At 38.0% G+C, this 5,468-nt stretch carries 4 protein-coding genes and 3 pseudogenes; all 7 read left to right on the forward strand.

What is annotated here, in order from left to right; genetic code table 11:
- Positions 1 to 273 precede the first annotated feature (273 nt).
- Positions 274 to 1,440, forward strand: a complete 1,167-nt coding sequence (locus ACFIK4_RS00610) for a tyrosine-type recombinase/integrase (protein ID WP_375612608.1) — start codon at positions 274 to 276, stop codon at positions 1,438 to 1,440.
- A 207-nt stretch (positions 1,441 to 1,647) separates the two neighbouring features.
- Positions 1,648 to 1,840, forward strand: a pseudogene (locus ACFIK4_RS00615) (helix-turn-helix transcriptional regulator).
- 98 nt (positions 1,841 to 1,938) lie between these two features.
- Positions 1,939 to 2,619, forward strand: a pseudogene (locus ACFIK4_RS00620) (virulence-associated protein E); the annotation flags it as partial.
- 111 nt (positions 2,620 to 2,730) lie between these two features.
- Complete coding sequence (locus tag ACFIK4_RS00625) at positions 2,731 to 3,021, forward strand: CopG family ribbon-helix-helix protein (protein ID WP_375612607.1); 291 nt, start codon at positions 2,731 to 2,733, stop codon at positions 3,019 to 3,021.
- Entirely contained in the window at positions 3,018 to 3,290 is a 273-nt protein-coding gene (locus tag ACFIK4_RS00630; protein ID WP_208438787.1) for a type II toxin-antitoxin system RelE/ParE family toxin, read from the forward strand. The genes ACFIK4_RS00625 and ACFIK4_RS00630 overlap by 4 nt, the downstream gene beginning before the upstream one ends.
- Positions 3,291 to 3,470: 180 nt before the next feature.
- A pseudogene (locus ACFIK4_RS00635) lies at positions 3,471 to 4,445 on the forward strand (DUF3987 domain-containing protein); the annotation flags it as partial.
- Between the two features lie 552 nt (positions 4,446 to 4,997).
- On the forward strand, positions 4,998 to 5,468 hold a 471-nt coding region (locus ACFIK4_RS00640; protein ID WP_375674539.1), incomplete at its 3' end, for a restriction endonuclease.

A 5,468-nucleotide genomic window follows, 5' to 3' on the forward strand; every position in this document is an offset into this window, starting at 1 on the left:
CAGACCTTCTGTTATAGGCGTTGAATAATATAAAAAATTAGCAAAGGGGCTCCTGATAAACCAAGGTAAACGCGGCGGCTTATCTTTTTCTGTAAACCTACAACACACTGATTTATAATGATAATTCACTGTTTTGTATGTTGAATGAGAGTCTCGAATAACGTAAGATTCTCTCATTTCAAGTCTGTTTATATTGAATCAAACAAACCCATTTGCTTGCACGGCATAAGCGGGGCTGGCGTGTGGGTAAAACTGTATAAGAAAGGAATGAAAATGGTTCTTATGAATCGTCTTAACGCAAGGGCTGTCGCAACATTGGGAGCTGGCAAATATAATGATGGTGCCGGCTTGATCCTCCATAAGCGTAAAGATGGTGGTGCTCAATGGCTTTATCGTTATACCATTCACGGTCGGCGCCGTGAAATGGGCTTGGGCGCCTTAAGACATGTCTCTTTAAAAAAAGCCCGTGAATTGGCAAACCAATGGCGTGCTGTTTTACATGAGGGTCGTGACCCCATTAAAGAACGCGATAAACAAAAGCGTGAGGCAATGCGTAATCTTCATTATTTAAAAAACATTGCTTTAGATGCTTTTGAAAGCCGTAAAGCTGAATTAAAAAGAGATGGTAAAGCTTGTGATTGGTTTTTACCATTACGCCTTCATATTCTCCCTAAATTGGGCTGTCTGCCCGTTTCAGAGATTACACAAACAGAGATACGCAATACCCTTGCTCCTATCTGGCATACAAAAGCTGCAACAGCAGAGAAAGCACTAAATCGTCTTAATCTTTGTCTCAAACATGCGGCTGCATTAGGGTTAGATGTTGATTTACAAGCAACAGAAAAAGCACGCGCGCTCTTAGGTAAACAACGTCATAAAACCACTAATAGACCTGCAATGGATTGGAAAGATGTTCCCGCCTTTTATCAGTTACTCTGTAAAACACAAAACATAACACAACTGGCTTTGCGCTTGCTTATCCTGACAGGCGTTCGTACCAACCCTTTGCGTCATATTCGTGAAGATCAGATTGAAGATGATGTATGGACTATTCCTGCTGAGAATATGAAAGGTTTGCGTGACGCTACAACAGAATTTCGCGTACCTCTATCATCTGAAGCGCTAAAAGTGATTAAACAAGCCCGTTGTATTTCCAAAAGTAATTTCATTCTGTCTTTTTCCGGTCGTGCTCCCCTTGCTGAGAATTGTATGGCAAAATATATGAGAGACAATAAACTTGAAGCCTGCCCGCATGGTTTTCGCTCTAGTTTACGCAATTGGCTTGCTGAAACAACCGATGCTCCCTATGAGGTCGCTGAAACTATTCTAAGTCATACAGTTGGCGGCAAAGTAGAGCGTGCCTATCGTCGTACTGATTATTTAGAACAGCGCCGTGTCTATATGGATAAATGGGCGGCTTATGTCACGGGTCAATCTTAAGATATGGGGTGAATAACCCCATGATCTGTGGATAACTTTCTCTCTCTTCTCTCTCATTCTCTCTCAATAAGACTCATAAATTATCACATAAGAAATTATATGATAAAATATTGTTTTCTATGAATAAAACATCTTTCTAAATGAACCAAAATGTGGTTAATAAATAGTTATGATTTGTTACCATTTTTTGATAGAAAGGATTTTAGTATGACAGAAAATGATATTCTTTTGACAGACCGTGAAAGTGCAAAATTGCTTCATATGAGTGTCCCGCCGTCATGCTACCAATGGCTCTCTCCCAAAACCTTTAAAATTTGGTTTTTTGTCCCGTTGGTTACAATCGGATCTTATCAATGTCATCGAGCAAGCAAAACAGCAACGTCAAAGTGACGCGGCATAAAAAAAACCTTGTCACGTAAGGACGGACAAGGCTTTCTCAAACTCATCACCCTAGAGATAGCACAATCCGTCCTGTGACGCAACGTTATAGGATTTACAATGATGTGTTCTTTTAAGAATGCGCAAGGTATCACACGTGCCTTGCGCGGGGTTTGGCATGGGCGTTATGGAACAGCCCGTTGCCCTGCTCATGATGATAGGCTGCCTAGTTTATCTATTTCTAATGGAAATGATGGGCGTCTTTTACTCTATTGTTATGCTGGCTGCTCTTTTAGAGAGATCATACAAGCGCTTATTAGAATTGGATTGCTTGGAAAACAAGCTTATGATCAGACGCTCTCTTTCTCAAAACAGTTTTGTGCTGATCTCAAACAAGCAAAAAGGAAAGCAGAAAGAGCAATTTGGCAACAAAGCCAACCAATCAAAAATACTTTAGCAGAAACCTATTTACGTATGCGGGATATTACATGTGATTTGCCTACAGATTTACGCTTTTACGACAAATGTCTACACCCCTCTGGGGGTACATTGCCCGCGTTGATTGCTCTTGTTAAGGGGGCTGGTTCCTTTGCCATTCATAGAACCTTTTTAAAAGACAATGGCTGCAAAACAGATCAAAAACCAGCAAAAGCCATGTTGGGATCTGTAACGGGTGGTGGGGTGCATTTAAGCCAAGCCAATCCAAAACATCTGGTCATTTGTGAAGGCATTGAAACCGGTCTGGCTCTTTTGTCTGGGTTGTTATCAGAGCCCGTTGATTTATGGGCGTCCCTTTCAACCCTATGAAAATGCAAAATAGATATAAAATATCTATTCTAATAGTACCTATTGAAGAAACAGTAAAAATACATTACATTAGAACTACTTTGTAACACATTAAGTGGTCGTAAAATGGCTGAGACAACATTTACCTTTCGCGTCGATGATGTATTAAAAAATGAATTTTCCAAAGCAGCAAAGGCGTGTGATAGATCTGGTGCACAATTATTGCGCGATTATATGCGCGATATCGTAAAAGAACAAAAAGAAAAAAGTGCATACGATTTATGGTTTCGGGAACAAGTTCAATTAGGGATAAACTCTGCTAATGCAGGTGATATAATATCTTCTGAAGAAATCGAAGCAGAAGCAAAGGAATGGCGCCTAAAAACACAAAGTAAACTCGATAGATCAACTTTATGAAGCTAATTTGGACACAAGTAGCACACGTTGACCGCAAAAAGATCCGTGAATACATATCACAAGATAATCCTTCTGCTGCCTTAAAGTTTGATCAACTTTTATCTGAAAAAGTAGAAAAACTTGTTAAATTTCCTACTCTTGGTCGTTTAGGACGAATTGTAAATACACGTGAACTTATTGTACATCCAAATTATATCATGATTTATGATATTTCAAATGGCGTTGTGCGTATTTTACGTGTGCTTCATACAAAGCAAAAATTTCCTTAATCAACTGTATTTTTATTTATTTGCTAATTGAAGAAAATTATTTTCTACAATACTGCGCTCCGTATCAGTAAGTAATGATAGATTACTATTTTTATAATATTGCGAATATGATTGCATAATTACTTTGCACACCGCTTAGTTTCTACTCGTAAAAATAATGATGATACTCTTGGTAAATGACGCTTTATTGTCAATGATGTGACAGTCGAAAAGCTTGGGGAATTGTTAAAAGAAACCCCCCGTGGTCTCTTAATGGAGCGTGATGAATTGGCTGGTTTTTTAGCCAATCTGGAAAAAAAGGAATATCAAACAGACCGTACTTTTTATCTAACGGCTTTTAATGAAGATGATCAATTTACTTATGACCGTATAGAGCGTGGAACCATTTTTATCCCTTATGTCACTTTATCCATGATTGGAGGCATTCAACCTTCACGCATTATTCCGCTCATTCAAGCCATACACCGTGGAATAAACGATGACGGTTTATTGCAACGCTTTCAAATGATTGTCTGGCCCGATGACAATAAAGAGTGGCAATTGGTTGATAAACCGCCCAATCAAGAGGTCTGGCAAAAGTATGAAGGGGTATTTCGCTCTTTTCGTGATAAACGCTTAGGTTCTCCCGAACAACCACTGATTATGCGTTTTTCTCCTAAAGCACAAGTGAAGTTTTATGAATGGTTCGAGCATCTTCATAAAGAGGCAAAAGGAGGTACTCACTCAGAAAGCTTACAATCGCATCTTTTAAAAATGCCAAAGACCATAGCAAGCCTTGCGTTAATTTTTGAACTTCTTGATAGTGGTGGTTTAGAAATTGGTCTCTATGCCATTACAACAGCCTTGCGTTGGGAAAAATATCTGTTAAGTCATGTCAAAAGACTTTATGCGGCGGGGGATACATTAACAGCAGAGCGTGCAAAATTAATTGTTGAACGCTGTGATTGTTTACCCGATGTTTTTATAGCAAGGGATGTTTATAAACGTGATTGGAAATATTTAACAGACAATCAAACCGTTAAGCAAGCTTTAGAGCTTTTATGTCGTTGTAACTATATTCGTGAAATCTCTGGAGAGAATAACTCCCAAGGCGGTCGACCTACCATACGTTATGAATGGCACCCTTTAGTGAAAAGTCATAAGACATCACACTGAGGCAATTTGGAAATCTTATAAAACATTAAACAATATAACAGTGAACCTTTAAAGCACTTCCCATCATTAGTTTTTGGGGGGGTATGGGGGTTTTGGGGGGTCTTTTTACCCCCCCTTATATATATTTTTTAGTCAAAAATAAAAGTTATTATATTTCAATAAGTTAATCTTTCAAATAAACAACCTATATTAAACATAACACATAAATACAATTTTTAATATATATCTAAGAGGGTTTTGTAGGTGTTTTGGGGGGGTTAAAAACAGACAAAACCTATCAAAATACTCATTCTGATATTTTAAAGAACGTAGTACATTTATCTTGATGAATACGTGAAATGAATAGCAAATTTCACTACTTTGCTGATCTTATTCCATGTCATGGGCTGTTGATAAGCAGCCTTAAAGACCCATTTTGAAAAAAAATTATCCGCTTTTTAGCATTTTCCGAATTTTTCACACTATTCATTCAAAATGGATTTAATAAGCTTCATTTTGATTCTTTTGAAGAGAATTAATCAATAGAATATATTGTCATGGAGTTTATTCTTTATGCTTCGCCCTCATCATTCTGATAATGAACACGTCACTTTACGCTCTCTCTTAGAATATTATCGTCAACAAGCAAAATCACCCCGTGAATTGGGAACATTGTTTGAAAATCTTGTCATGGCTTATCTTATGCATGACCCTCTCCATTATGGACGATATGAAAAGGTAGAAACCTATTATGAATGGGCTGAAGAGCGTGAAGGTTGGAATAAAAATGATATCGGCATTGATCTGGTGGCAAAGCTTCGCAATCAAGAGGGATATGTGGCTATTCAATGTAAGTTTTATAAAGCTGACCATCAGATCAGTAAAAAAGATATTGATAGCTTTATCGCTGCCTCTGGAAAAGACATCTTTAAATATCGACTTCTCGTTGACAGCACAGAAGTAGAATTAAGTGACAATGTGAATGCCATGATTAAAGGACAAGCGATACCCGTTTATCGTATTGACCTTCGTCATATGGAAAAC

It is taken from the genome of Bartonella sp. AP9QHHD (genome assembly GCF_042195625.1).
In the GTDB taxonomy this organism is placed as follows: Bacteria; Pseudomonadota; Alphaproteobacteria; order Rhizobiales; family Rhizobiaceae; genus Bartonella.

Coding starts and splice junctions, on each gene's coding strand:
- ACFIK4_RS00625 (WP_375612607.1), top strand. CDS start 2,731: ATGGCTGAGACAACATTTACCTTTCGCGTCGATGATGTATTAAAAAAT.
- ACFIK4_RS00630 (WP_208438787.1), top strand. CDS start 3,018: ATGAAGCTAATTTGGACACAAGTAGCACACGTTGACCGCAAAAAGATC.
- ACFIK4_RS00610 (WP_375612608.1), top strand. CDS start 274: ATGGTTCTTATGAATCGTCTTAACGCAAGGGCTGTCGCAACATTGGGA.